The organism is Mycolicibacterium austroafricanum, assembly GCF_902705885.1.
In the GTDB taxonomy this organism is placed as follows: Bacteria; Actinomycetota; Actinomycetes; order Mycobacteriales; family Mycobacteriaceae; genus Mycobacterium; species Mycobacterium vanbaalenii_A.
In genome coordinates, this window is the sequence record NZ_CACSIP010000067.1 from 97,126 (window position 1) to 120,283 (window position 23,158).

Annotated in this window: 21 protein-coding genes; 11 read left to right on the forward strand and 10 right to left on the reverse strand. The window is 64.2% G+C overall.

Annotated elements, in window-relative coordinates; genetic code table 11:
* The first annotated feature begins 50 nt into the window (after positions 1–50).
* From BEMPMBAN_RS30330 to BEMPMBAN_RS30340, 3 genes are read left to right on the forward strand one after another with little or no spacing between them, the layout of a single operon-like run.
* Positions 51–1,241, forward strand: a complete 1,191-nt coding sequence (locus tag BEMPMBAN_RS30330) for an amidohydrolase family protein (protein ID WP_159235161.1) — start codon at positions 51–53, stop codon at positions 1,239–1,241.
* Positions 1,238–1,714 (forward strand): MaoC family dehydratase, encoded by a 477-nt coding sequence (locus tag BEMPMBAN_RS30335; RefSeq protein WP_159235162.1) that lies wholly within the window; start codon positions 1,238–1,240, stop codon positions 1,712–1,714. The genes BEMPMBAN_RS30330 and BEMPMBAN_RS30335 overlap by 4 nt, the downstream gene beginning before the upstream one ends.
* Before the next feature lie 14 nt (positions 1,715–1,728).
* Complete coding sequence (locus BEMPMBAN_RS30340; RefSeq protein ID WP_159235163.1) at positions 1,729–2,232, forward strand: Rv2253/PknI dimerization domain-containing protein; 504 nt, start codon at positions 1,729–1,731, stop codon at positions 2,230–2,232.
* Between the two features lie 16 nt (positions 2,233–2,248).
* On the opposite strand, the gene BEMPMBAN_RS30345 is transcribed toward BEMPMBAN_RS30340, so the two are convergent.
* The 8 genes from BEMPMBAN_RS30345 to BEMPMBAN_RS30380 form a co-directional block, all read right to left on the reverse strand.
* Positions 2,249–3,790 (reverse strand): MCE family protein, encoded by a 1,542-nt coding sequence (locus BEMPMBAN_RS30345; RefSeq protein WP_159235164.1) that lies wholly within the window; start codon positions 3,788–3,790, stop codon positions 2,249–2,251.
* Entirely contained in the window at positions 3,790–5,085 is a 1,296-nt protein-coding gene (locus BEMPMBAN_RS30350; RefSeq protein ID WP_159235165.1) for an MCE family protein, read from the reverse strand. The genes BEMPMBAN_RS30345 and BEMPMBAN_RS30350 overlap by 1 nt, the downstream gene beginning before the upstream one ends.
* Positions 5,082–6,500, reverse strand: coding sequence for an MCE family protein (locus BEMPMBAN_RS30355; RefSeq protein ID WP_159235166.1), 1,419 nt, complete (start codon positions 6,498–6,500; stop codon positions 5,082–5,084). Before BEMPMBAN_RS30355 ends, BEMPMBAN_RS30350 begins: the two co-directional genes overlap by 4 nt.
* The gene (locus tag BEMPMBAN_RS30360) at positions 6,497–7,579 is read right to left on the reverse strand and encodes an MCE family protein (RefSeq protein WP_159235167.1); all 1,083 of its coding nucleotides are present in this window, start codon (positions 7,577–7,579) and stop codon (positions 6,497–6,499) included. The genes BEMPMBAN_RS30355 and BEMPMBAN_RS30360 overlap by 4 nt, the downstream gene beginning before the upstream one ends.
* Positions 7,579–8,598 (reverse strand): MCE family protein, encoded by a 1,020-nt coding sequence (locus tag BEMPMBAN_RS30365; protein WP_159235168.1) that lies wholly within the window; start codon positions 8,596–8,598, stop codon positions 7,579–7,581. Before BEMPMBAN_RS30365 ends, BEMPMBAN_RS30360 begins: the two co-directional genes overlap by 1 nt.
* A complete protein-coding gene (locus BEMPMBAN_RS30370) occupies positions 8,595–9,791 on the reverse strand; it encodes an MCE family protein (RefSeq protein WP_159235169.1) in 1,197 nt (398 codons plus the stop codon). The genes BEMPMBAN_RS30365 and BEMPMBAN_RS30370 overlap by 4 nt, the downstream gene beginning before the upstream one ends.
* Before the next feature lie 292 nt (positions 9,792–10,083).
* The gene (locus BEMPMBAN_RS30375) at positions 10,084–12,501 is read right to left on the reverse strand and encodes a CaiB/BaiF CoA transferase family protein (protein WP_159235170.1); all 2,418 of its coding nucleotides are present in this window, start codon (positions 12,499–12,501) and stop codon (positions 10,084–10,086) included.
* The gene (locus BEMPMBAN_RS30380) at positions 12,498–13,958 is read right to left on the reverse strand and encodes an aldehyde dehydrogenase family protein (RefSeq protein ID WP_159235171.1); all 1,461 of its coding nucleotides are present in this window, start codon (positions 13,956–13,958) and stop codon (positions 12,498–12,500) included. The genes BEMPMBAN_RS30375 and BEMPMBAN_RS30380 overlap by 4 nt, the downstream gene beginning before the upstream one ends.
* A 217-nt stretch (positions 13,959–14,175) precedes the next feature.
* Between BEMPMBAN_RS30380 and BEMPMBAN_RS30385 the strand changes: the two genes are divergently transcribed.
* Genes BEMPMBAN_RS30385 through BEMPMBAN_RS30420 form a run of 8 tightly spaced genes read left to right on the forward strand, consistent with a single transcriptional unit; the run spans position 14,176 to position 20,922 of the window.
* Positions 14,176–15,390, forward strand: coding sequence for a cytochrome P450 (locus tag BEMPMBAN_RS30385; protein ID WP_159235172.1), 1,215 nt, complete (start codon positions 14,176–14,178; stop codon positions 15,388–15,390).
* Positions 15,390–16,571: an acyl-CoA dehydrogenase family protein gene (locus BEMPMBAN_RS30390; protein ID WP_159235173.1), complete on the forward strand. Its 1,182-nt coding sequence runs from the start codon at positions 15,390–15,392 to the stop codon at positions 16,569–16,571. The genes BEMPMBAN_RS30385 and BEMPMBAN_RS30390 overlap by 1 nt, the downstream gene beginning before the upstream one ends.
* Before the next feature lie 33 nt (positions 16,572–16,604).
* Positions 16,605–17,153, forward strand: coding sequence for a MaoC family dehydratase (locus BEMPMBAN_RS30395; protein WP_159235174.1), 549 nt, complete (start codon positions 16,605–16,607; stop codon positions 17,151–17,153).
* 1 nt (position 17,154) lies between these two features.
* A complete protein-coding gene (locus BEMPMBAN_RS30400; RefSeq protein WP_159235175.1) occupies positions 17,155–17,568 on the forward strand; it encodes a Zn-ribbon domain-containing OB-fold protein in 414 nt (137 codons plus the stop codon).
* Between the two features lie 19 nt (positions 17,569–17,587).
* Complete coding sequence (locus BEMPMBAN_RS30405; RefSeq protein WP_159235176.1) at positions 17,588–18,694, forward strand: acyl-CoA dehydrogenase family protein; 1,107 nt, start codon at positions 17,588–17,590, stop codon at positions 18,692–18,694.
* Positions 18,691–19,143, forward strand: coding sequence for a MaoC family dehydratase (locus BEMPMBAN_RS30410; protein ID WP_159235177.1), 453 nt, complete (start codon positions 18,691–18,693; stop codon positions 19,141–19,143). The genes BEMPMBAN_RS30405 and BEMPMBAN_RS30410 overlap by 4 nt, the downstream gene beginning before the upstream one ends.
* Positions 19,140–20,309 carry a lipid-transfer protein gene (locus tag BEMPMBAN_RS30415; protein WP_159235178.1) on the forward strand — a complete coding sequence of 390 codons (1,170 nt, stop codon included), beginning with the start codon at positions 19,140–19,142 and terminating at the stop codon, positions 20,307–20,309. The genes BEMPMBAN_RS30410 and BEMPMBAN_RS30415 overlap by 4 nt, the downstream gene beginning before the upstream one ends.
* 10 nt (positions 20,310–20,319) lie before the next feature.
* Complete coding sequence (locus BEMPMBAN_RS30420; protein ID WP_159235179.1) at positions 20,320–20,922, forward strand: TetR/AcrR family transcriptional regulator; 603 nt, start codon at positions 20,320–20,322, stop codon at positions 20,920–20,922.
* A 100-nt stretch (positions 20,923–21,022) separates the two neighbouring features.
* Here BEMPMBAN_RS30420 and BEMPMBAN_RS30425 read toward each other — a convergent pair whose 3' ends face one another.
* Together BEMPMBAN_RS30425 and BEMPMBAN_RS30430 are read right to left on the reverse strand one after the other, a co-directional pair.
* Positions 21,023–21,886 (reverse strand): mycofactocin-coupled SDR family oxidoreductase, encoded by an 864-nt coding sequence (locus BEMPMBAN_RS30425; RefSeq protein WP_159235180.1) that lies wholly within the window; start codon positions 21,884–21,886, stop codon positions 21,023–21,025.
* Entirely contained in the window at positions 21,883–23,076 is a 1,194-nt protein-coding gene (locus tag BEMPMBAN_RS30430; RefSeq protein ID WP_159235181.1) for an amidohydrolase family protein, read from the reverse strand. The genes BEMPMBAN_RS30425 and BEMPMBAN_RS30430 overlap by 4 nt, the downstream gene beginning before the upstream one ends.
* Positions 23,077–23,158 lie beyond the last annotated feature (82 nt).

The following is a 23,158-nucleotide window of genomic DNA, read 5'->3' on the forward strand; positions in this document are numbered from 1 at the left end:
TCCATAAAGCGTAAATGCTGATATTCGCTGCTCCGAGGAGGAATCAGCCCATGACCCGTAGGCTCCCGTACCCCGTGTTCGACATCGACAACCACATGTACGAGACGACCGACGCTCTACTGAAGTACCTGCCGAAGCAGCACAGAGGCAAGGTCGGCTATGTCGAGGTCAACGGTCGACCCAAGCTCGTCGTCAAAGACCACATCAGCCACATGATCCCGAACCCCACGTTCGAGCGAGTAGCGCGCCCCGGCAGCGCCGAGGATTACTTCCTCGGCAACAACCCCGAAGGCCTCAACTTCCGCGAGTTCATCGGCGAGGCAATGAATGTCATCCCGGCCTACCAGTCGCCGGCACCCCGACTCGAGCTGATGGACGAACTGGGCATCGACCAGTGCGTGATGTATCCGACGCTCGCCAGCCTCATCGAGGAGCGCACCACCGATGACGTCGTGCTCACCCACGCGATCATCCACGCGCTCAACGAATGGATGCACGAGCACTGGACCTTCAATTACGAAGACAGGATCTTCGCCACTCCCGTCATCTGCCTGCCTCTGGTGGACGAAGCGATCAAAGAGTTTCACTGGGCCCTCGAGCGCGGCATGAAGACGTTCCTCGTCCGACCTGCACCGGTGCCGAGCCGGTTCGGCGGGTCACGTTCCATGGGACTGCCGGAGTTCGACCCGTTCTGGGCCGAAGTCGTCAAGGCCGACATCCCGGTCACGTTCCACGCCTCCGACAGCGGCTATCAGAAGCACCTCATGGAGTGGGAGGGCGGAGACGAGTACCTGTCCTTCAAGCCAAGTGCACTGCGTGAGGTCGTCATGGGCTTCCGGGCCATGGAGGACACACTGGCGGCGCTGATCTGCCACGGTGTGCTCTCCCGATTCCCCGATCTGCGGGTACTCGTCGTCGAGAACGGCAGCGGCTGGGTGAAGAACCTGCTCCGCCAGCTGGAGAAGGCCTACCGGGTCATGCCCAAGGAGTTCGAAGAGCATCCCGTCGAGGTGTTCAAACGCAACGTCTACATCCATCCGTTCCTCGAGGACGACGTCGCGTCCATCGTCGAGATCATGGGCGAGGACCACGTCATGTTCGGCTCGGACTTCCCGCACCCGGAGGGCATCGGTGATCCGCTCAGCTTCGTCGACCGACTCGACGGCATCTCCGAGGAAGCCAAGGCGAAGATCATGGGCGGCAACGCCATCGAACAGTTGAGGCTGAAGGTCAAGGTATGACGCAGGCCCCTCCGACGCCGACGACGTACGAGGGGATCGCCGGCTTCGAAGCCCACGTCGGCGAGCATCTCGGGTACAGCGATTGGCGGCAGGTCACCCAGCAGGAGATCGACCTCTTCGCCCAGGCCACCGGCGATCATCAGTGGATCCACGTCGACCCCGACAAGGCTGCTCGCGGACCCTATGGCAGGACGATCGCACACGGATACCTGACGTTGTCGCTGGTGCCGATTCTGGTACAACAGATCTACAAGGTGACTGGTTTGTCGATGCAGGTGAACTACGGCGTGGACAAGCTCCGATTCCCGGCGCCGGTGCCCGTCGACTCCCGGATCCGAGCGGGCGCCGAACTCATCAAAGTGGATCGCAACGACAAGGGCGGTCGCGCGACGGTACGCGTCACCGTCGAGGTCGAGGGGTCCGATCGGCCGGCGTGCGTGGTCGACACCATCGCCGCGATGGTGGACGCCTGACGTAAGGGGACACGATGGGTGTACGGTCGCTCACGACCATGGGCGGGTGCCTGTCGATTGCGCTCGGATTGGTTGCGGCGCCGGCGTGGGCGATGCCGGACGGACCGGCGCTCAACGGCACCTATCAGGCTGTGTCCAAAGGCGACTGGGCCAGGACCGACGGTGTCTATCGTGACCAACTGCCCGTGATCTCGACGTGGTCCATCGAATCCGTCTGCGAAAATTATCAGTCGTGCACTGGTCGAGTGACCAGCGACCAGGGCTGGACTGCCGACATGTACTTCCAGACGCAATCATGGCGAGTGCGCCGGACGATTCCTGGTTGGCAGCAGTGCCCGGACGGAACCGTCAGTTCTGGCGATCAGCTCTTCATCTTCTATCCCTACACGGGAAACGAAGTCGACATCGCCTCAACGACACTGGTCGGCGAGGACATCACCGCCGGCGTGCCCGGTGCATGCGGGCGTGGTTATCCGGTAGAGATTCGGATCCCGTTCCGTCTGACGAAACTCTCCTGACTGGCCGCCACGGTGGTTACCGGGGCATGAGTTCCTGCCAGGTTTCCGCCGGGCTGACCAGATCGGTCTGCGAACCTATCGCGCCGTCTGGGGAGGTGTACTGGCCGGTGACGACGTTGTAGGGGGCGACCGCGACAGAGGGACCCGGCGTCGCGGCGGGGGCTTGGAACGCCGCCGGTGCTGCAGGCGGTGTGCCCGCGTCCCGCGGCAGAGCAGCTTCGGGGTCCGGTGGTGGCGGCACTGTATTAGGCGGCGGCGTGCCCTCGATCGGGGCGTAAAGGCGTTCTCCTTCATCAACCCTGTTGTCCAACGGAATACCCTGCGCGATGAGATTGGGGTCGAACGGGTACGGCCCGGTGGCGTGCTGCCGCATCGCCAGCGGCTGGTATTCCTTGTCGCTGTTGCAGATCTGGACGGTCGGCGCGCGCTTCCCGGGATGTTCCATGCACGGCGCGTTTCGGGCACCTCGAACACTGATCGGCGAATCTTGAGGTAGCTTGCAGTACAACCCATCCGGGGTGTCGATCACGGATTCGTCCACCGGCGAGCGCCACTGCGAGGGAGGCAGGAACCCCACGGTGCAGACCGGCGGATCGGCGATGCTGATCCCGAAATCCGACAACGCGATACCTGTCGGATTGTTGGTCGGCATCGCGTAGGACTGGATTCCGGACGATGTCAGCGGAAGCATCAGGAGGAGCTGCTCGATTCCGGCCCGGTACGTGACGGTCACCTGGCCGACCGAGGTCAGATTGGCCAGAAACACCGGCAGAGTCGGCTTGACCTGGTCGAGCAGTCCCGCGACTTCCTGCGCGAAGCCAGGTCCGCCGTCGAGCAGAGTACGGATATCCGGGTCGTTCTGCTGGATCTGGTCGGTGACACCGGCCAGGTTGCGGGCCCATGAGCGAATGGCGTCGGCACTCTGCTCCTGACCGTCCAACAGCGGAACCGAATTCTCGGTCAGCCGCTGCGCGTTGTCGGCGACGCTGTTGACGTCGCCGCTGAGCTGGGCACCCGAGTCAATCAGCGAGCCGAGGTCGTATCCCGCGCCAGCCAGCCCACGGTAGGTTTCGTCGACGAGATCGCCCAGCCGGTCCTTCGGGATGGTGGCCAGCAAGGCGCTGGCCTGGTCGAGCACCGGACCGATCTGCTCGGGCACGGACACCTTGCTCACCGGGATCACTGAGCCGTCCGCCAGATAGGGGCCGTCGGCACTGCGTGGCACGAGGTCGATGTACTGCTCCCCGACCGCCGACATGCTGCGCACATTCGCCTGACTGTCCACCGGGATCCGAGCGTCGGAGCTCAGCGAGATCGTCGCCACCACCTTCGTCGGCTCGAGATCGACAGCGGTGACTTTGCCGACCTGCACGCCACGCAGTGTCACGTTGCTGAAACGGTACAGCCCACCGCTGACCGGTAGCTCCATGGTGACCGTCGTGCGGCCGATTCCGAGCAACGTGGGCACCTGGAGGTAGAAAAGGCCCATCGCGATGACACCGACGACGGATGCGATCGAGAAGAGCACGAGTTGAACGCGAACGAAACGGGTCAGCATCAGCTTCCCCCCTCGGCCGATGCCGCCGGGGCACCGTACGGGCCCGCGAAGACGGGGGCCTGCGGGCCGCCGAGTTGTGTCGGTGGGAGAAGCGGCGGCGGATTGACCGCCATCGACGGTGCACTCTCGGCGAACAACTCGGGAGGAGGCACCGCAGCCGATCCGTCGCCCGGGTTTTGCGTCGCCGGCGCGACGGGCACGGCGAGCGGATCGTATGTGTAGTTCCGGTACCACGGATCCCCGGGAGCCGGCACGAGGGGGTTCTGCGGAACACCGAACCTCGTGCCCAACAGCATCGTTCGACGCAGCCGCGGTACCGTCAGATCGATCACCGCGAAGAGATTCATGTAGTCGCCGCGCACACCCCGGTCGATGATGTCCTGGCTGAGCGGATAGGTCGTCATGTAAGCGAGCACAGCGTCGAGGTCCGGACCCACGTCGGCGAGCACACGCAGCACCGGCTCGAGATTCTCGAGGTTGGTGACCAAATCGTCGTGGACGTCGGTGACGACATCGGTGAGCACTCCGCTGAACGCTCCGAGAGTTCGCAACGCCTCGGTGATGTTCGAGCGCTGGCGGACCAGTACATCGAGGGCCGGCGGAATCTCCTTCAGTGCACGGTCGAGGACATCGCGCTGCGCCGCGAATGTGCCTGCCAACCGATCGAGATTCCGAATGGACTCGACAACGTGTGTCCGGTTGGTGGCGAGTACACCGGCGAGATCGTTGAGCCGGGCCAACAGCTCGCGCGTTTCATCGGTACGTCCGGTCAGCGCACCGCCGGTGTTGCGGATGACATCACCGATCTGCCCCAAGCCACCACCGTTGACAAGGGCCGACAACGTGGACAGGGTCTCTTCGGTCGAGGGATAGGTCGATGAGGTGTTCAGGTCGATCGTCGCGCCGGCGGGCAGCCGGCCTTGCGGAGGCTCGCCGGGGGGCGGGTCCAGTGCCAGGTGCATCGAGCCGAGCAAGCTGGTCTGCCCCACGGTAGCGACAACATTCGCGGGTACCACGACGCCCTCCCGCACCGAGACCTCGACGTCGGCGTGCCAGTCGTTTGCACTCATCGTGCTGACGCTCCCGACCACGACGTCATCCATCATCACTGGTGAGTTCGGTTCGAGCGTACCGACATTGGCCAACTCGACCTGGAAAATCTGTGCATCAGGACCACGCCCGACAACACCGGGCAGGGGGACCGAGTTCAACCCGCTGAACGAACATCCCGTCGCGGCAACGGCAATCCCCAGCGCGATGCAGGAGGCGGAGGTTCGGGTCCGGTGTCGCGTCATGGTAGAGGTGCTCCCGGTCCCGGTCCCGGTCCCGGCGCCTCCGCGGGCAGCGGCGGCTGTGGCGCCTGGTCCTGTGGCGGTACTGCCGGATCGGCCGGTCGGTCGGTCACAGGCAGAAGCAGATCCCCGACACCCGGAGTCGCCTGACCGCCGGGCAACGGGACATGACCCGGCGGCGGAGGCACATCACCGGAACCGGTGTAGGCCGACACGGCCGGAGGGGTTTCGGGAGCTCGTGGCGGCCCCCCCGTCGCGGGGTCCAGCTGCGGCGGCGAGTAGATGATGTGTTCCGGTGACGCGGACGGTCCGAGGAACGGGTTGACGGGGAAGGGCAGATAGTTGAAGTCGATCGTGTTGAGCATGGGACCCAGATACTGAGCACACAGCTTGGCGGTTTCCGGTGCCGTGGCGTTCTCGACAGAACCGATCGCCGAACAGATGAACTGCAGTGGGTTGGCGAAGTTCTGCAACGCGAAGGCACCCGCCACCGCCCCCGTGTCGGGGTTGTACATGTTGTAGAAGTTGGCGAATGCCGTAGGCGCGCCGTGCAATAGATTCTCGAGATCCGTCCGGTGGTCGACGAGTGTCTGGGTCACGTTCGCGAGACGGTGGACCTGCTCGGATGCCTGGTTGCGGCTTCCCGCGACGAACCGCTTCACCTCACCCACTGCGACGGCGATGTCGCGAAGCGCGGCGTCGAGATCGGATCGACTGCCGTTGATCACCTCGGTGAGAGTGGCCAGGCGGTTCTGGAACTGGACGATCTGAGTGTTCGAATCTTTGAGGGCGCCCACCACCTTGTCCAGATTGGCGATGACATCGACGATGTTGCCGCTTCCGTCGGCGAAAATCCTTGCTGCACGAGAGAGTTCGGCAAGAGTGTCGCGCAATTTGTCGCCGTTGCCGCCCATGGCATCGGCCGCGCTGTCGATCAGTCTGCCGATCGCACTGCCGGACAGGGTGTCCTCGGGCCCCAGGTCGGTCACCAGACGCATGAGCTGCTCTTTGACCTCGTCCCATTCCAGCGGGACCGCCGTTCGTTCGACGGGGATCACAGCACCGTCGCTCAGCACGGGACCGCTGTCGACATAGGCCGGAGTGAGCTGGACGTACCGAGCGGAAATCAGATTCTGGGGCACGATCACCGCGTGTGCCTCGGCGGGGACCGACACGCCGCGGTCGACGGCCAACGTCATCGCCACCTGCTCGGGCTCTCCTTGAATTCGTTCGATAGTACCCACTTTCACGCCTGCTACCCGAACCTCGTCGCCGGGATAGATACCGACCGCGCTGGAGAAGTTCGCGGTGATCGTGGTGGGGCCGAAGAAGGCGCTGTGCACCAGCAGCAATCCTGCGCCGAAGGCGGACACCACCAGGGCCGCCGCCGTGATCATGGTCAGTAGACGACGCGTCATCGGGAGCCTCCGGGGATGCCGTTGACCGGGAACGGGAGTTCCGCTCGCGGGCCGGCGTTGTCGGGCGGCTGTCCTGCGTTCACCCCGCGCCGGAAGCCGAAGGCGTAGTCGAGGAAGGGCTGAAGCAACTGCCCTGGTAGCAGGTTCGGAATGTTCGCCGTGTAGTAGAAACCGTTCGACACCGTCTCGCCCTGAGTGAGCTGGAATTTGGCCAGACCGGGAATCGCCTTGGCGATGTTGTCGCGGTTCTTCTCGAGCATCGCGGCCACCGCGTTGAGTCGTTCCAGCGCGGGCGCGAGTTCCTGCTCGTTGTCGGCGACCAGCCCGCTGAGCTGTTGCGACACCGCCGACGTACTGGCCAGCAGGGTGACGATCTGCTGTCGACGCTCGGTCAGCACCGCGAGTAGGTCGTTGGCGTTGAGGATGAGCTGATTCACCTGCTGGCTACGTTCGGCCAGGACGCCAGTGACCTCGCTCGCGCTCCTCAGCAACTGACGAAGGTCCTCATCCTGCTGGTTCAACGAGCGCGACAGCCCGGTCAGGCCGTCCATCGTCGGCCCCACCTGAGGTGCGATGTGGTCGAGGGTGGCCGCGAGCGTGTCCAGCGACTGGTTCACCTGCTCGGTGTTGGTCGCTGCCGTGTTCGCGGTGAATTCATCGACAGCAGCGGTCAGCGAGTACGGCGACGATGTCCGGGACACCGGGATGACCGCGTTCGGCCGCAGTGTCTCCGCGCCCTGCGACTCGAGGGTTACCACACGTTCACCCAGCAGCGTTCCGGTGCGGATGTGAGCGGTGGTCTGGACGCCCAACTGCACCGTCGCGTCGACATTCATGGTGACCTCGGCCGCTCCTCGGGACAACCTCACCCGACTGACCTTGCCGACGGTTGTTCCCGAAAGCGTGACGTCCGCACCTTCGGCCAGACCGCCCGCCTCAACGAATATCGCCTGGTAGCGGACCGAAGTCGCCCACGTCTCGAGACGTTCCGGGTTGAGGCCGACGGTGATGATCAACAGGACGACCACCACGCCGATCAGGCCGGGGCGTATCAGCTGGGACCCGCGGTACTTGAGCATCAGGGTTCACCACATCTTCCGCCGGGGTTCCGAATCCACGGCGCCACCACGGTGCGGCCCTGAAGATCACTGAGGCGGATGGTCGCAGCGCAGAAGTAGTAGTTGATGAAGCTGCCGTAAGAGCCGATGCGCACCAGCTTTCGGTAATTCTCGGGCGCCTTCTGCAACGCGACATCGATGCGTTCCTTGTCCTGGTCGAGCAGTGGCGCCAGGCGAGACAGCTGATCGACGGTCCCAGCCAGTGGCGCCCGGCCGTCAGCGAGAAGGTCTGCAACGGATGCGGTTCCCGCGCTGAGTTGCTCGATGGCGGTGCCGATCGGATCACGCTCAGCCGCCAACTCGGTGACCAGGCGCTGTAATCGATCAACCGAGTCGGAGAACTGCTGGCCGTTGTCTGCAAGGGTTGTCGTCACGCTGTTGAGCTTCTCGATGGCCTGCGCCACCACGGCACTGTTGTCGGCGATCGCCGCCGTGAAGGACGAGGTCCGCGAGAACAGCGATTCGAGGGTGCCGCCCTGCCCCTGCAGGATCTGCACCAGGGCGAAGCTGAACGCGTCGACGTCGGTGGCGTTCAGGCTGCGGAGCACCGGCTTCAGCCCACCCAGAAGCAGATCGAGGTCGAGCGCCGGCTTGGTCCGTTCGATGGGGATCTGAGCGCCGGCGGCCAGCAAGCGTGCAGACCCGGGAGCGTCCTGAAGCTCGAGGTAGCGGTCGCCCACCAGATTGAGGTAACGCACCGCCGCCTGAGTTCCTTCGGTGAGAACGATACTGCGATCGACCCCGAACGTGACCACGACCTTGTGGTCCTGTTGCAATGCGACGTCGTCGACTGCGCCGACCACAACACCCGCGACCCGGACACTGTCCCCCGCTTTCAACCGCGACGTGTCAGCGAAGACTGCGGAGTACTCGCTGTCGGACCCGCCACGGAAGTTGCCGAAGACCATGATCAGGCATCCGGTGAGCACGGTCATGATCACGGCGAACACCATGAACTTGAGCGCAGCGCCGAGCCTCATCCGGGCATTCCGATCTGTGCGCTGTTCCGGGGTGGGCCGTCGATGTCTCCGAACAGCCACCTCTTGATGCCGTCGGAGTTGAGGATGATGCCCTGGTTGCCGTACTCCCAAGGGTTTGCGCCGATGTCGGTGACCACGAAAGGCGGCACTTCACCTGCCGCGAGTTCAGGCAGACCGAGCATCTGACACAACTGCGGGCTGCCCGTGGCATTGACCTTCGGTAGGTGCGAGGGGTAGCGGTAACGCTCGATTCCCGGCCTGAGACCCGCGAGCGTATAGACGCCCGGTTCGGGAAGCGGTGGGTTCTTCGTCAGCGGAACCAACCCCTTCGCCGTGCACGCCAGCAGTTCATGATTGCGGTTGAGCATTTCGGTGGTCGGGACAATCAGATGGACAAGGTCTTTCAGCGGCTCACTGTTGGCGCCGATGACGTCGGTGCCGGTGTCGGCCAGTCCGATTGCCGCAACCAGGAATGCGTCGAGTTCGGCTTGCCGGTCGACAAGAGTCCGGCTGGTGACGGTGATGTTTCGGGCAGTCGCCACCAGATCGGGCGCGGCGTCGGCGTAGGCAGCCAGCACCGGCGGAAGTAACTCGAGATCGCGACCCAGATCAGACAAATTCGGCTCGAGCGCGGCCAGGAACTCGTTCAGGTCGCTCACCGCCTGCCCCAGCTTCTCGCCGCGCCCACTGAAGGCTCGCGACAGCGCACCCAGGATCGCATTCACCTTCGTGGGCTCGAGTTCGCGCAACAGTTGCGTGAGCTGTTGGAAAATCGTGTTGGTTTCGACGGTGACGTGTTGTCCGACCAACACCTGGCCTGATCGGAGTGATCCGGCAGACGGATCTGGAGGAGGCTGGAACTGAACGGATTTCGCGCCGAACACGGTGGTCGAAGCGATGTCCACCAGGACATTCTCGGGAATGTTGCGCATCTCGCCCCGGAGGATGGCCAGATTCAGGGCGGCGGTTCCGTCGGGCCGGTATTCGATCGACTTGACGGAGCCGATCTGAACCCCGCGCATCTTGACCTTCGCGTCGGGATTCATCACCAACCCGGCCCGGTCGGAGATCACCGTGACCGGTGCCGTCCGCGTGAAGTCTCCTCGGAACATTGCGATCGTCAGAGCGATGATTGATCCGATCACGATCACCGTGGTCAGACCGGCCAGCGGACGAGCGTACTCACTGCTCATTTCGCCCACCCTAAGCCGACAGGTTGAAGTTGATGCGGGACAGCAGCACAACCAGTCTGGCTGCATCACCCACCAGCCGCGGGAAGCGCGTCTGCAGAACCGCCGAGGCGCTCATCCCCTCCCCTAGGCCGTCGTCGTCCGGATACCGAAGGCCATCAAGCGCGGGCCCCGCCCTACGCAAAGACGATCTCTCGAATCTGAGAGCATATATTTAACCTCAACGAAAATGGTCGTTTACATCTGGCTAAGCAGATCGTATAACACTTGCCGCGTCACAAAAAGGCAAGCTCCGTCAGGAGTTCAACAAGCGCTCGCCGATGATCTGACGGTCCCTCAGCGACGCGATGTCCTGGACCGACAAGCCGACCTCTGCCAGCACCTCGTCGTTGTGCTGACCGAGTGTCGGTGACACCGTGCGATGGTGCCGTTTCGGGCCTGGAGCGATGTGGAAAGGCCAGCCAGGGAAGCGGTGCGGGCCGGTGATCGGATGCTCGAGCTCCTGGTAAAAGCTGCGAGCGTCGAGTTGCTCGACGTCATACATGCGATCAGCACGAAGAATCTGCTCGGCAGGTACGCCACGCATGCTGAGTTCATCGGCCACTTCCGCGGAGGTGCGTGTCCGGGTCCAGGCGGTGAGCACTTCATCGAACGCCTCATGGTTGCCGAGACGAGCCTCCTCAGTGGCGAATCGAATGTCCGAGAGAAGCTCTGGCTGAGCCACCGCTTCCGCGAGAGCTGCCCAGTCGGCGTCGTTGCGCACCGAGACCGCCACCCACTCATCGTCGGTGGCCGTGGGGTAGACGCCTTGCACATACGTGCGATGGCGATTGCCTTCCCTGGCCCGCACCCGGCCAGTCAGTGAGTACTCGATGACGGGTTCGGCCGCGACCGCCGCGCCGACTTCGATCTGAGCCACTTCGATCAGTTGGCCTTCACCTGTTCGGGCGCGATGTTCGAGCGCCGCAAGCAAAGCGACCGTCGCATGCACACCGGCAATAGGATCGGCGGGACCCTGCAGGTTGCACGGCGGCCCGTCGACATACCCTGTCGTCGAGGACATCCCGGAAAGCTGCTCGATGTTCAATGCCCATCCCACATAGTCACGCCACGGACCCTCGAGACCGAATCCGGGCATCCGCACCATGATCACGTCGGCGTTGACCTTGACCAGAGAGTCGTAGTCGAGGCCGAACTGCTCGACGACGCGCGGCGAGAAGTTCTCCACCACCACGTCAGCTTCGGCGGCCATCCGTAGAGCGAGCTCGCGCCCCGTCTCAGAAGAGAGGTCGAGGGTGAGGTCGCGCTTGTTGAGATTCGTGCCCTGCCAAAGCGGTCCACGTTCGTACCAGTCGTCGCCTTCGCGTAACAGCGATCCCGAGTAGCGGTGCCCGTCAGGGCGCTGGATCGACTCCACCTTGACGACGTCTGCGCCGTACGCGCCGAGATAGCAGGTGAGGTACGCGCCGGCCCAGAAGGTACTCAGGTCGAAGACCTTCAATCCGGCAAAGGGTTGGGTCACATCTGATGGCGGCAACGCTGAGAAGGCACCGTGCCGACGGGGTGAAACCGATTCGGTCTCGGCGTCCCAGGCCGCCACAGCCTCCCCGAGCGGCGGCGCCGGCCGCGGCACCGCCGCCGGAGTTTTCGACAACCTGAAGGGTGCACCCGGCCTGACAAACCTTCGGGCTGCAGGATCGTTGCGAGTGTCGATGAAGAAACCGCGCTCCGCATATTGTGGGCAACTGAGGATCGATTCTCCGTCCGTCACCGGTGCCGCCGGGATCCGCAACGCCTGACTCAATTCCACGAGATCGGCAACGGTCATCGACTGCAGCCAGGGGCTGGCCTTTTCGAAGAACTCCTCGCGTTCCGGACCGCCGATCATGATCGCGATCTGATGTTCACCGAACTCGGGCAACCCCACCATCGCACACACGTCCAGCCAATGCTGGCCGGTCAGGCAGTTGATCCCCACCCACCCGTCTGATGCCCGCACGATACCCAGCATGGGTGCTCCCTTGGCATTGCCGGGCAACCCCATCTTGACGAGTCGTTCGGCCAGCAACATCGGGTATGGCAGCGTGGACAGCAGCGCTTCGAACACCGAGACGTCCACCTCCACCGGCCGGCCGACCCCGGCGGCGGAGATCCGCAACCCGGTCAACGCGCCCATGGCCGCATAGGAGCCCGCGATGTATTCGGGAATCCGGGCACCGGCCTGCACCGGTGGCCGTCCGGGATCCCGCTCGTTGACCCAACCCGAAGCGGCTTGCAATGTCAGCGGTGTGGTCTCCCGGTCCCGCGACGGCCCGTGCTGGCCGAAGCTCGAGATCCGTACCACCGTCAGCCGTGGATTGAGCCTCGCCAGATTGTCCGGATCGAGCCCCCAGTCCCACCGCAGCTGAGAGCCCGGCGACAGATTCTCGACCAGGAGGTCTGCCCCGGCCACCAACTCGTGCAGCGCCGCGAGGTCGGCCGTTGCCGCGAGTTCGACAGTGGCCCCTCGCTTTCCGGCATTGAGATACTCAAAGAGGCCACTGTGTCCGACGTCTCCGGGCAACAATGCGCCCCAGCGGCGAATCGGGTCGCCTGAGATCGACTCGACCTTGCAGACATCGGCGCCGAGATCCGCCAGGAGCTTCGTGCAATAGGGTCCGGTGATCTCACTACCGACTTCGACCACCCTCAGCCCGGCCAGCGGCCCGCTCACGTTGGCACCCCGATGGCCTTCGGCTCCATGTACGACCGCAATCCCAACACACCACCTTCGCGGCCGATGCCGCTCTGCTTGAAGCCGCCGAATGGAGCGTCTCCCGGGATGGTTCCGTTGATGGAGACCTGGCCGGTCCGGATCCGCCGGGCGACGGCCAGCGCACGGTCGATGTCGCCGCCCCACACCGCGCCGCCGAGGCCGTACTGAGAGTTGTTGGCGATAGTGACAGCATCGTCGTCGTCGCGGTAGCGGAGCACCGTCAACACCGGCCCGAACACCTCCTCCTGGGCGATGTACGAATCGGCGGTGGCACCGGTGAGGATGGTCGGCTCGAAATAGAAGCCGTTCTTCAGATGCTTCGGCCGACCGCCGCCCGTTACCACCGTGGCTCCGTCTCGTTCGGCCTGTGCGACGAACCCCTCGACCCCCTCCAGGTGTTCACGGCTGATGAGCGGGCCCATCGTCACTTCAGGGTCACTGGGATCACCGACCACGACACCGTTGGCGAGTTCGACCAATCGACCCACGATGTCGTCGTGCAAGGCGTCGGGGACGAGCAGTCGGCTGTTGAGGATGCAGGCTTGTCCGGCATGCAGCGTGCAGCCTTCAAACAGCAGGCGCTGCAGCAGCTCGTCGTCGACGTTGACGTCGTCGAGCAGGACGGACGCGGATTTTCCACCGCATTCCAGCAGGATGCGCTTCATGGTCTCGGCGGCGCCGGCCATCACTCTTCGTCCCACCGCGGAGCTTCCCGTGAAGCTGACGAGGTCCACCTGCGGGTCCACGGTCAGAGCTCGGCTGGCCTCCACGCTGGTCGGGGTGACCACGTTGACGACGCCGGCGGGGATGTCGGTCTCTTCATCGATGATCCGTGCCAGCGCCAACCCGGCCAGCGGCGTGAGCGGCGACGGCTTGAGCACCACGGTGTTGCCCGCTGCCAGCGCCGCCCCGACCTTCATGGCGTTGAGGGTGTGCGGGAAGTTCCACGGGGTCAGGATGCTCACCACGCCGAGCGGCTCGTAGCGAAGCAGTGTCGTCCCCGCCGCGCCCCAGGCGTCCATCGGCGCCTCGGCCGGCTCCAAGGCGAGCTCCGCGGCATGACCGACCATGAAGGCCGGACCCTCCACATGGATGATGCGTTCGTTTGCCGTGCAGCCCCATTCGGCTTGCGCCAACGCGTTGATCTCGTCGGCACGTGTCAGCATTGCATCGCTGAGCTGCTGGATGCATCGCGCGCGTTCCGCAGGATCGAGTGCGCTCCAACGACCGGAGTCGAACGCCGACCTCGCCGCCCCGATCGCGTCCCGCACCTGACCGACGCTGGCGTCGGGTGCGGACGCGATCGGCTTCTCCGTGGCGGGATTGACCACGTCATAGCGGCCGGCATCGGGCTCGACCCAGCGGCCGTCGATGAAGAGGCCGTAGGTGTCGGCGAGTGGACGTGTGTCAGCCATCAAGGTGTCGCGCCTTCCTGGTTTGCGAGCGCGGCCTCAAGACCACACCGCGATACACATGCAAACCTACATTTCCAGTCTGTGTGTACACCTATCGACATCAGGGAGTCAACGTAAGTGCTGTTGAGCTGTATAAACAGAAATTGACACTCTCCCGTGCCGTGCGGTAGACACAGAAGCAGCCGGACAGATCTTCTTGATGTGTCCGATCTGGCTCATGACAATCGGAAGGCGCGCGGTGCCGATAACCACAGTCCCCCTCCATTCACCGGACTTTTACGCCGGCAACCCCTACCCGGCCTACCAAGAGCTCCGAAATTCGACTCCCGTGGTGTGGAACGAAACCACCGAATTCTGGGCTCTGCTCAAGTACGAGGACGTCCGCTACGTGTCAGGGCATCCGCTGCTGTTCTCGTCGACGAAGGGGATAACCATCCCGGATCCGTCGCAGCCCGAGCCGGTCCAGGAGGGGAACCTGATCTTCACCGATCCGCCCCGGCACCGGCAGCTCCGCAAGTTGATCAACTCCGGGTTCACCCGCCGCCAGGTGACGTTGCTGGAGCCCAAGGTGCGGGAGATCGTCAAGGGCATCATCGACGATGTCGACCCGTCCCGTCCCTATGAGTTCGCCGAGGAGATCGCCGCTCCACTGCCGACTCGGATGATCGCCGAAATGCTGGGCGCCCGGCCCGAGGACTGGGAGAAGTTCCGGACATGGTCGGACGCGGCTGTCGGCACGGCGGATCCAGATATCGAAATGGACCACCTTGTCGCGCTCGGCGAACTGTACGAGTACTTCACCGAGCTCATTGCGCTGCGTAGATCCGGCAAGGTGACAGGGCAGGACGACCTTCTGTCAATCCTGGCCGCCGCCGAGGTCGACGGTGAGCGCCTCACTGACGCGGACCTGCTCAACTTCTCGTTCCTGCTGCTCGTCGCGGGAAACGAGACCACCCGCAATCTGATCGCACTCGGCACTCTCGCGCTGATCGAGCACCCCGACCAGTTCGCGCTGTTGCGGTCAAATCCCGACCTGATGCCGACGGCCATCGAAGAGATGTTGCGGTTCACGAGCCCGGTCACCCACATGGCACGGCAGGCCACCCAGGACGTCGAGATCCGCGGCCAGCAGATCAAGGCGGGCGACACGGTAGTGATGCTGTACGGCTCGGCCAATCGGGACGAGGAGATCTTCGGGCCCACCAGTGAAGTGTTCGACATCACCCGCAATCCCAATCCGCACATCGCCTTCGGAGCCGGCGAGCACGCCTGCCTCGGGGCCCAGCTGGCGCGGCTGGAAGCCAGGATCATGTTCGAGGTGCTACTGGGTACCTATCCGACCATCGAACTGACCGGGGATGTCACCCGCCTTCGCGCCACCATGGTGCCGGGCGTCAAGAGTATGCCGGTACGACTGGGGGCGAGTCTCTGATGGACTTCGACTACACGCCGGACCAGATTCAGCTGCGCAAGGATTACCGCGAACGCCTCGAGGCGGTGATGACCCCCGAAAGGCGCGCTGCGGTGGCCGGACTGAGGGAAGGCGGCGCCGCCATCACCGAAGTGCGCCGCGCTCTGGGTGCGGCCGGCCTGCTCGGGGTTGCCTGGCCGACCGAGTACGGTGGCCACGGCTTGGGCGCGATGGAGCAGTACATCTTCGGGGAGGAAGCCCGGCGGGTGAACGCGCCGCTACCGATGATCACGCTGAACACCGTGGGGCCCACACTGATTCAGTTCGGCACCGACGAGCAGAAGAAGACCTTCCTGCCCGCCATCCTCAGGGGTGAACTCGACTTCGCCATCGGGTACTCCGAACCCGGGGCCGGCAGCGATCTCGCATCGTTGCGCACCACCGCGGTCCGGGACGGCGATGAGTTCGTGATCAACGGCTCCAAGATGTTCACCAGCGGAGCGGAGTTCGCTGACTACATCTGGCTGGCTGCCCGCACCGATCCGAACGCAAAGAAACACAAGGGCATCACGCTCTTCATCGTTCCGACCAGCGCCCCGGGCTTCTCCTGGAAGCCGCTGCACACCATGCCGGGGGTGTCGACGTACTACACCTTCTACGATGACGTGCGCGTTCCAGCCAGCGCGATCGTGCTGGGCGAGAACGAGGGCTGGAAGCTGGTCACCAATCAGCTCAATCTCGAACGGGCAGCCCTCGGTAACCTGGGAGCACTGGAACCGCTGTTCGAGGCGACGTTGAAGTGGGCGAGCGAAACCCCGCTGGACGACGGTGTGGTGATCGACCAGCCCTGGGTGCAGCAGGCGCTGGCTCGGGTCGAAGCCCAGGTCTCCGCCTACCGGCTGCTCAACCTGCGCGTGAACGCCAACATGGGATCGAGTGCGCTCGGTATGGCCACGGCTTCTGCCGCAAAGGTTTTCGGTACCGAACTCACCCAGCAGGTGGCGCGCGAGCTGCTCGACGTGGTCGGTCACGCCGCTGTGCGCAAAGACGAAGCCGCCCCCTTGAAGGGTGAACTCGAGAGCGCCTACCGCCTGGCGGTCATCAACACGTTCGGAGGAGGGGCCAATGAGCTCCAACGCGACATCATCGCGATGGCCGGTCTCGGGATGCCTCGGGCACCTCGGGACATGCGGGCGTCCTGAATTGAAACCTCCACCTATGAAAGGGACGGACACGTGACTGAGGTCGACAAGGACGAACTCCGCCGGCGACTCGACGCACTCATCGGCCAGCCGATCAGCTCGGGACAACCGGTGAAGTCGCCAGATCCGGTGAATGCGCCCATGATCCGGCACTGGGCATACGCACTCAGTGACTTCAATCCTGCATACCTCGACGAGGACTTCGCGAAGAACTCGCGTTACGGAGGCCTCGTATCGCCACCGGTGATGCTGCAGTCTTGGACGATGGCCCCGCCCAAGCTCGAGGGCATCCACGAGCGCGGCGGCGTTCCCGTGGAGCTGGGCGAGAATCCGCTGCAGTTCCTCGCCGACGCCGGTTACACGGGCATCGTCGCCACCAACTCCGAGTTCGAGATCGAGCGCTACCCGCGCGTGGGTGACGACCTCACGGCAGAAACAGTTTTCGAGACCATCTCCGACGAGAAGAAGACCGCCATGGGTACCGGCTTCTTCGTCACCTGGATGACGACATACCGCAACCAGGACGGCGAGGTCATCGGCCGGCAGCGGTTCCGCACCCTGCGATTCAAGAAGGCCGACTGACATGGCACAGCGACTCGCGCCGTCGATCAGTCCGGACACGGAGTTCTTCTGGTCCGGACTCAAAGAGGGCGAATTGCGTATCCAGCGATGCACGAACTGCCAGACGCTGCGCGTACCGCCGCGGCCGATGTGCGGCAATTGCCAGTCACTCGACTGGGATTACCTGGTATCGACAGGACGCGGGACGGTGTACAGCTTCGTAATGCCGCAATACCCCCCGTTGCCCTTCCTGCAATATCCCTACGTGGTCGCCCTGATCGAGCTCGACGAAGGTGTCCGCATCGTCTCGAATCTGTGTGAAATCGAACCCGGCGACATCAAAACCGGGATGCCCGTTGAAGTCTTCTACGACACGTTCGAAGCACTCCCCAGCGGCGACGAACTGGTACTGCACCAGTTCCGGCCCGCGAGCTGAACCGAGGCGGAACACAAATATGGACTTCTCCTTCACCGAAGAACAAGAAACGGTCGGCAAGGTGGCCCGGCAGCTTTTCGAGGCCCGCGCCACTCCCGAGCGCCTCACCGAGCTCGAGTCCGGCGACGTGCGCTACGACGCGGCGCTGTGGACTGAGCTCGCATCATCAGACCTGCTGGGCATCGCGCTCCCCGAATCCGTCGGCGGCAGTGGTGGTGGATTCCTCGAACTGGGCATGCTGCTCTCAGAGGTCGGTTGGAGCGTCGCCCCGGTCCCCGTCTATGCCACGTTGACGCTCGGCGCTGACACCATTGCGCGACATGGCGATTCGGATGTGCAGCAGCGCTATCTGCCCGGTGTCGTGGACGGCAGCGTCATTCTGACGGCCGCACTCGCCGAGGCGGGTAACTCCAACCCGGCAGCACCTCGAAGCACGACCGCGCGCCGGCACGGCGATACCTGGCTTGTCGAGGGCGTCAAGGAAATGGTTCCCGCAGCACAGCTCGCCCACGCGATCGTCGTGTCCGCCGTCGCCGACGACGGGCCCGGGCTGTTCGTCGTCGACACAGATGCAGCTGAGGTCGTAGTCACGCCGGTGCCGACCACCGACAGCGAGCCCTACGCACAAGTGACCTTGACAGGTGCACCCGCTCGGCGGCTGAACGGCGACGGCGACCTCGTCGGGTCTCTGTACACCCGGGCGCTGGTGGGACTGTGCGCCATCCAGGTCGGCGTCACCGAGCGGGCGTTGCGCATCGCCGCGTCCTACACGGCCGAACGCGAGCAGTTCGGCCGACCGATCGGATCCTTTCAGGCCGTGCAGCAGCGCATGGCCGACGCCTTCATCGACACGGAGGCGATCAGATGGACGACCTGGCACGCCGCGTGGCTGATCGCCGAAGGGAGGCCTGCAGAGCGGGAGGCGGCCATCGCCAAGTTCTGGGCCGCGGAGGCCGGCGCGCGCGTGGTTGCCACCGCGCAGCAGGTGCACGGCGGCATGGGTATCGACGTCACCTATCCCGTGTCCCGGTACTACCTGTGGGCCAAGGACATCGAGCTCGCCCTCGGATCCGCCTCCCAGCAGCTCGCCCGGCTCGGCACCGCATACCCGGAAGGACGCAAATGACCTCCACCGCAACGCGCACGACAACCCTGGCGTACAACGCCATCAATGTGGGTGACGAGATCACGCCGATGGAGGTCCCCGTCACCACCACGTTGATCGTCGCCGGGGCGATCGCATCGAGGGACTACATGCCGGTGCACCATGATCGCGACTTCGCGACCGGCCAGGGTTCGCCGGACATCTTTCTCAACATCCTCACCACAAACGGACTGTGCGTGAAGTTCCTGCACGACTGGGCCGGTCCCGAGGCCGTGGTGAAGAAGCTGTCGATTCGCCTCGGCGTACCCGCGTTCCCCAACGACCCGCTGCATTTCACCGGCAGCGTGAGCGGTAAGTCGATATCGGGCAACGAGGGCCTGGTCGAGGTGACGCTGAAGGGAAGCAACAAACTTGGTGACCACGTCACCGGCACTGCGATCCTCAGCCTGCTGAACGGGGTCGAAGCGTGAGCGACGGCATCGGCGGGCGGGCCGCGCTGGTCGGCATCGGCCAGACCGAGTTCTCCAAAGAATCGGGCCGGACCGAGATGCAGCTGGCCTGTGAAGCAGTGAAGGCTGCCATCGACGACGCGGGCCTCCGCCCGAGCGACATCGACGGCATGGTGACCTTCTCCGTCGACGAGAACGAAGAGATCGAGGTCGCTCGCAACGTCGGCATCGGCAACCTGTCGTTTTTCACCCGGGTTCCACATGGCGGCGGCGCCGCCGCGGGGACTGTCATGCAGGCGGCAATGGCTGTCGCCACCGGCGCCGCCGAAGCCGTGGTCTGTTACCGGGCCTTCAACGAGCGGTCTGGGTTCCGATTCGGTGGTGCCGGGCGGCAGCCTGGTGTCACGCCTCTGTGGATGGCGCCGTACGCCCCGTTCGGGTTCATGACCCCGGCGGCGTGGGTCTCACTGCACGCCCAGCGTTACATGTCGACCTACGGCGTCACCAACGCGGACTTCGGCAAGATCTCGGTCATCGACCGCAAACACGCCGCGAAGAATCCCGATGCTTGGTTCTATGGCAAGCCGATCACGATCGAGGACCACCAGCAGTCCCGCTGGATCGTCGAACCCGTTGTCCGCCTGTTGGACTGCTGCCAGGAGAGTGACGGCGGCGTCGCGATGGTGGTCACCAGCCTCGAGCGGGCGCGCGACCTGCCCAACCCGCCCGCGGTCATCACCGCGGCGGCACAAGGTGCGGCCTTCGACGGCGAGGTGATGACAAGTTACTACCGTGACGACATCACGGGACTGCCCGAGATGGGTGTCGTCGGCAACAAGCTGTGGCGCGACTCCGGACTCAAGCCAGAAGACATCTCCACGGCGTTTCTCTACGACCACTTCACCCCGTTCGTGTTCACCCAGCTCGAAGAACTCGGCTTCTGTGGACGTGGCGAGGCGAAGGACTATGTCGACGTCGACGAATTGTCGATCGGCGGGCGGATGCCGATCAATACAAACGGTGGGTTGCTCGGTGAGGCGTACATCCACGGTATGAACGGCATCACCGAGGGTGTCCGGCAGATACGGGGCACCTCCCACAACCAGGTGGACAACGTCGAACACGTGCTGGTCACGTCAGGTACCGGCGTACCCACCAGTGGTCTGATCCTGGCACCCGTCCGCTAGCCTCTCCCGCATGACGCAAGCCACCGCCGCCGACACCCGGGAGATGATCATCTCGGCGGCATTTGCTTGCTTTCGAACACGCGGCCTCGCAAAGACCACCATCGTCGACATCGCCCGGAAAGCTGACGTCTCCCGGAGCACGTTCTACGAGTACTTCAACGACAAGGAGACGATCGTCGAGGCGTGTGCCGAGGCTGCGTCTCAGCGGTTCTACCGCAACATGGCGACCGCCATCGATCGGTATGGCGGTGGCACGCTCGAAGGCCGGCTGGTGCGGGCCGCGGTGTTCGTCGCGCAGGCACGCCGGGTGGTGGAGCCGGAGGTGTACTTCGATCCAGAAGAAGTGAACCTCATGCTCACCAAGAACGCAGCAGCGCTGCTGCGGGAGTGCGCCGAGTTTCTTGCGCCCTACGTGGCGGCCGCGCGAGTCACCGGCGAGGTACGCGGCGACCTGGACATACCCACCGCAACGGAGTGGTTCTCCCGAATGTTGTTCTCACTGTTCACCACCCCGTCGCCCTACTTCGACTCGCACGACGACGACGCGGTCGCTGAGTTCGTGCGGCGCTATGTCGTCGCCGGCTTCGGCGACCGCCGTCCTGGGCGTCGTTAGTCGCTCGCCGGCAGCGGCTTGGCCTCCTTGTCGGGCGCGGACTGCTACCTTGTTCGCCGTTGCCGACCAGGCTGGTCACCGTCGCAGTCCGCGGGCTCAATCAGACGTGGTAGTCATACCACTTGAGGTATCCGCCGGCGTCCACTCGGAGCTGAACTCCGGTAACATATCTGGATTCGTCCGAAGCGAGCCACAGAACCGCATTGCTGACATCTTCGGGTTCGATGTAGGGGATTTTCATCGCCTGCTGCACGGCGAATACCGGCTCGGCGTCGTCCCGGCCGGGGTGCTCGAGATCGGGCCGGAACACCCGGTACATCGGGTCGCTGTGCAGCATAGCGGTGTTCACATTGGTGGGGTGAACGATGTTGGCGCGGATGCCGCGGGGCGCCAGCTCAGTCGCCAAGTCGTGGACGTAGGCGGACAAAGCGCGCTTCGAGTGAACGTACGCGGTACCACCGGGGTCAGTGCCGGGATTGTCCTTCTTCGCGAAATCCATCATGGCGGAGGTGGATCCGACCGCGATGAGGGAGGCGCCTTCGCCCACGTGGGGAAGCGCCTCTTGAAGGGCGTTGATGGATCCGACGAGATTGGTGTTGATCACATCCGACCAGGCCTGCAGTTCGGGTTTGCCCTCTGCCCCCATCACCCCGGCTTGGGCGACCACCACGTCCAGCCGGCCCAGTACCGCGATGCCGTCCTCGATGGCGGCGCGGACCTCGGCGGCGTCCCGGACGTCGGCCTGCCTGGCGAACGCGGTGCGACCGGCCTTCTCGACCAGCCGTGCGGTCTCCTCCAGGTCCTCGGGTCGCGATAGCTGGTATGCGACGGTGCTCAGATCGCGGCACAGATCCAGCAGGATGACGTCAGCGCCCTCATCGGCGAGCCGGACCGCGTGCGCGCGACCCTGTCCCCGGGCCGCACCGGTGATGAGTGCGACCTTGCCTTCCACTCGTCCCGTCATGATCCGCTCCGTTCGGGGGTGGGGATGTGGTACAGCCGCGCTGCATTGTCGCCCATGAGATTTCGGCGCACGCGCGGTTCGAGGCCGGACAGCGCCTCTGCGGCGAGGTCGAGGCCGTTGGGGTACGTGCACGTGGGGTGCGGATAGTCGGTCTCGAACATGATGTGCTCGGAACCGAGCGCATCGATGGCAGCGGCCAACCCGGTGCGCTCGAACCAGAAGCAGGCGTGGATCTGCCTTCTGAAGTACTCCGAGGGCGGCATGCTCAGGTAGTCGAGCGTTCCCGGCGGGAGCTCACCAGCCTGGTGGTCCAGCGCCTGCATGAAGAAAGGAATCCAGCCGACCCCGCTCTCGACGGAGACGATCTGCAATGTCGGGAATCTTTCGAGGACGCCAGAGAAGACCATGTTCGCCAGGCACGAGGCGTTGTTGAGGTACAACATGCCCGAACCGACGGCGAGTTTCTGATCCAGCCCCAACGACGGCCAGCCCACCGTGCCGAACCAGTCGATGTCCGATTCGGCGGCCCCGATATGGAAATTGATCGGGAGGCCCAGGCTGCTGCAGGCCGCCCACAATGGATTCCAGTACGGTTCACCAAGATCGGGTAGGCCGTGCTGGTGCGGGGCGGTAGTGGTGTTGATCCCGCGCAGACCCAGGCCGTGCGCTCTTTCGACTTCAGCGACCGCCACGTCAACGTCCCACCACGGCAACGCGGCCATCGGCACCAGTCGGTCAGCGGACTGATCCTGCATCTCGGCCATCGCATCGTTGAAGATCTTCACAGTCAGCAGCCGAAGCTCCGGATCGGCGAGCTTCGCAAACGTCTGGCCGCCGAGTCCGAAGGTGTTGGGGTAGATGATCTGCGCCCAAACGCCCAATTCGTCCATCGTGCTGATGCGGTCGGCGATCGAGTATGCGCCCGCATGCACGTCCTCGATGCCGAGACCGAAGAACTGCGTCCCGAAGACCTTAGAGCCGTCAGCTTTGATCACCGCCGCACCACCGGCTTTGCTCAATTCCACACCGTCGACGACCCACGTCGGCGTGCCGTTCGAGTCTGGCAGGACGCGGGGCAGGCGTTCGCGGAATTCGGCCGGTGCACGCGAACTCCACAGGTCGTGCGGCTCGGTCAGATGAGTATCAGCGTCGATCACGTACACGTCGTCGAAGATGCTTGGCACAGCCATGATCCGCCTTTGATCTACTAAAGATGTTCTCGGTCAGAGCATTCTGAAGTCTTGTTAACACTCCATGCGATACTGTAAACCT

Coding starts and splice junctions, on each gene's coding strand:
- BEMPMBAN_RS30335 (WP_159235162.1), top strand. CDS start 1,238: ATGACGCAGGCCCCTCCGACGCCGACGACGTACGAGGGGATCGCCGGC.
- BEMPMBAN_RS30400 (WP_159235175.1), top strand. CDS start 17,155: ATGGCACAGCGACTCGCGCCGTCGATCAGTCCGGACACGGAGTTCTTC.
- BEMPMBAN_RS30390 (WP_159235173.1), top strand. CDS start 15,390: ATGGACTTCGACTACACGCCGGACCAGATTCAGCTGCGCAAGGATTAC.
- BEMPMBAN_RS30330 (WP_159235161.1), top strand. CDS start 51: ATGACCCGTAGGCTCCCGTACCCCGTGTTCGACATCGACAACCACATG.
- BEMPMBAN_RS30405 (WP_159235176.1), top strand. CDS start 17,588: ATGGACTTCTCCTTCACCGAAGAACAAGAAACGGTCGGCAAGGTGGCC.
- BEMPMBAN_RS30360 (WP_159235167.1), bottom strand. CDS start 7,579: ATGCTCAAGTACCGCGGGTCCCAGCTGATACGCCCCGGCCTGATCGGC.
- BEMPMBAN_RS30425 (WP_159235180.1), bottom strand. CDS start 21,886: ATGACGGGACGAGTGGAAGGCAAGGTCGCACTCATCACCGGTGCGGCC.
- BEMPMBAN_RS30340 (WP_159235163.1), top strand. CDS start 1,729: ATGGGTGTACGGTCGCTCACGACCATGGGCGGGTGCCTGTCGATTGCG.
- BEMPMBAN_RS30410 (WP_159235177.1), top strand. CDS start 18,691: ATGACCTCCACCGCAACGCGCACGACAACCCTGGCGTACAACGCCATC.
- BEMPMBAN_RS30365 (WP_159235168.1), bottom strand. CDS start 8,598: ATGAGGCTCGGCGCTGCGCTCAAGTTCATGGTGTTCGCCGTGATCATG.
- BEMPMBAN_RS30380 (WP_159235171.1), bottom strand. CDS start 13,958: ATGGCTGACACACGTCCACTCGCCGACACCTACGGCCTCTTCATCGAC.
- BEMPMBAN_RS30355 (WP_159235166.1), bottom strand. CDS start 6,500: ATGACGCGTCGTCTACTGACCATGATCACGGCGGCGGCCCTGGTGGTG.
- BEMPMBAN_RS30370 (WP_159235169.1), bottom strand. CDS start 9,791: ATGAGCAGTGAGTACGCTCGTCCGCTGGCCGGTCTGACCACGGTGATC.
- BEMPMBAN_RS30350 (WP_159235165.1), bottom strand. CDS start 5,085: ATGACGCGACACCGGACCCGAACCTCCGCCTCCTGCATCGCGCTGGGG.
- BEMPMBAN_RS30420 (WP_159235179.1), top strand. CDS start 20,320: ATGACGCAAGCCACCGCCGCCGACACCCGGGAGATGATCATCTCGGCG.
- BEMPMBAN_RS30385 (WP_159235172.1), top strand. CDS start 14,176: ATGACAATCGGAAGGCGCGCGGTGCCGATAACCACAGTCCCCCTCCAT.
- BEMPMBAN_RS30345 (WP_159235164.1), bottom strand. CDS start 3,790: ATGCTGACCCGTTTCGTTCGCGTTCAACTCGTGCTCTTCTCGATCGCA.
- BEMPMBAN_RS30430 (WP_159235181.1), bottom strand. CDS start 23,076: ATGGCTGTGCCAAGCATCTTCGACGACGTGTACGTGATCGACGCTGAT.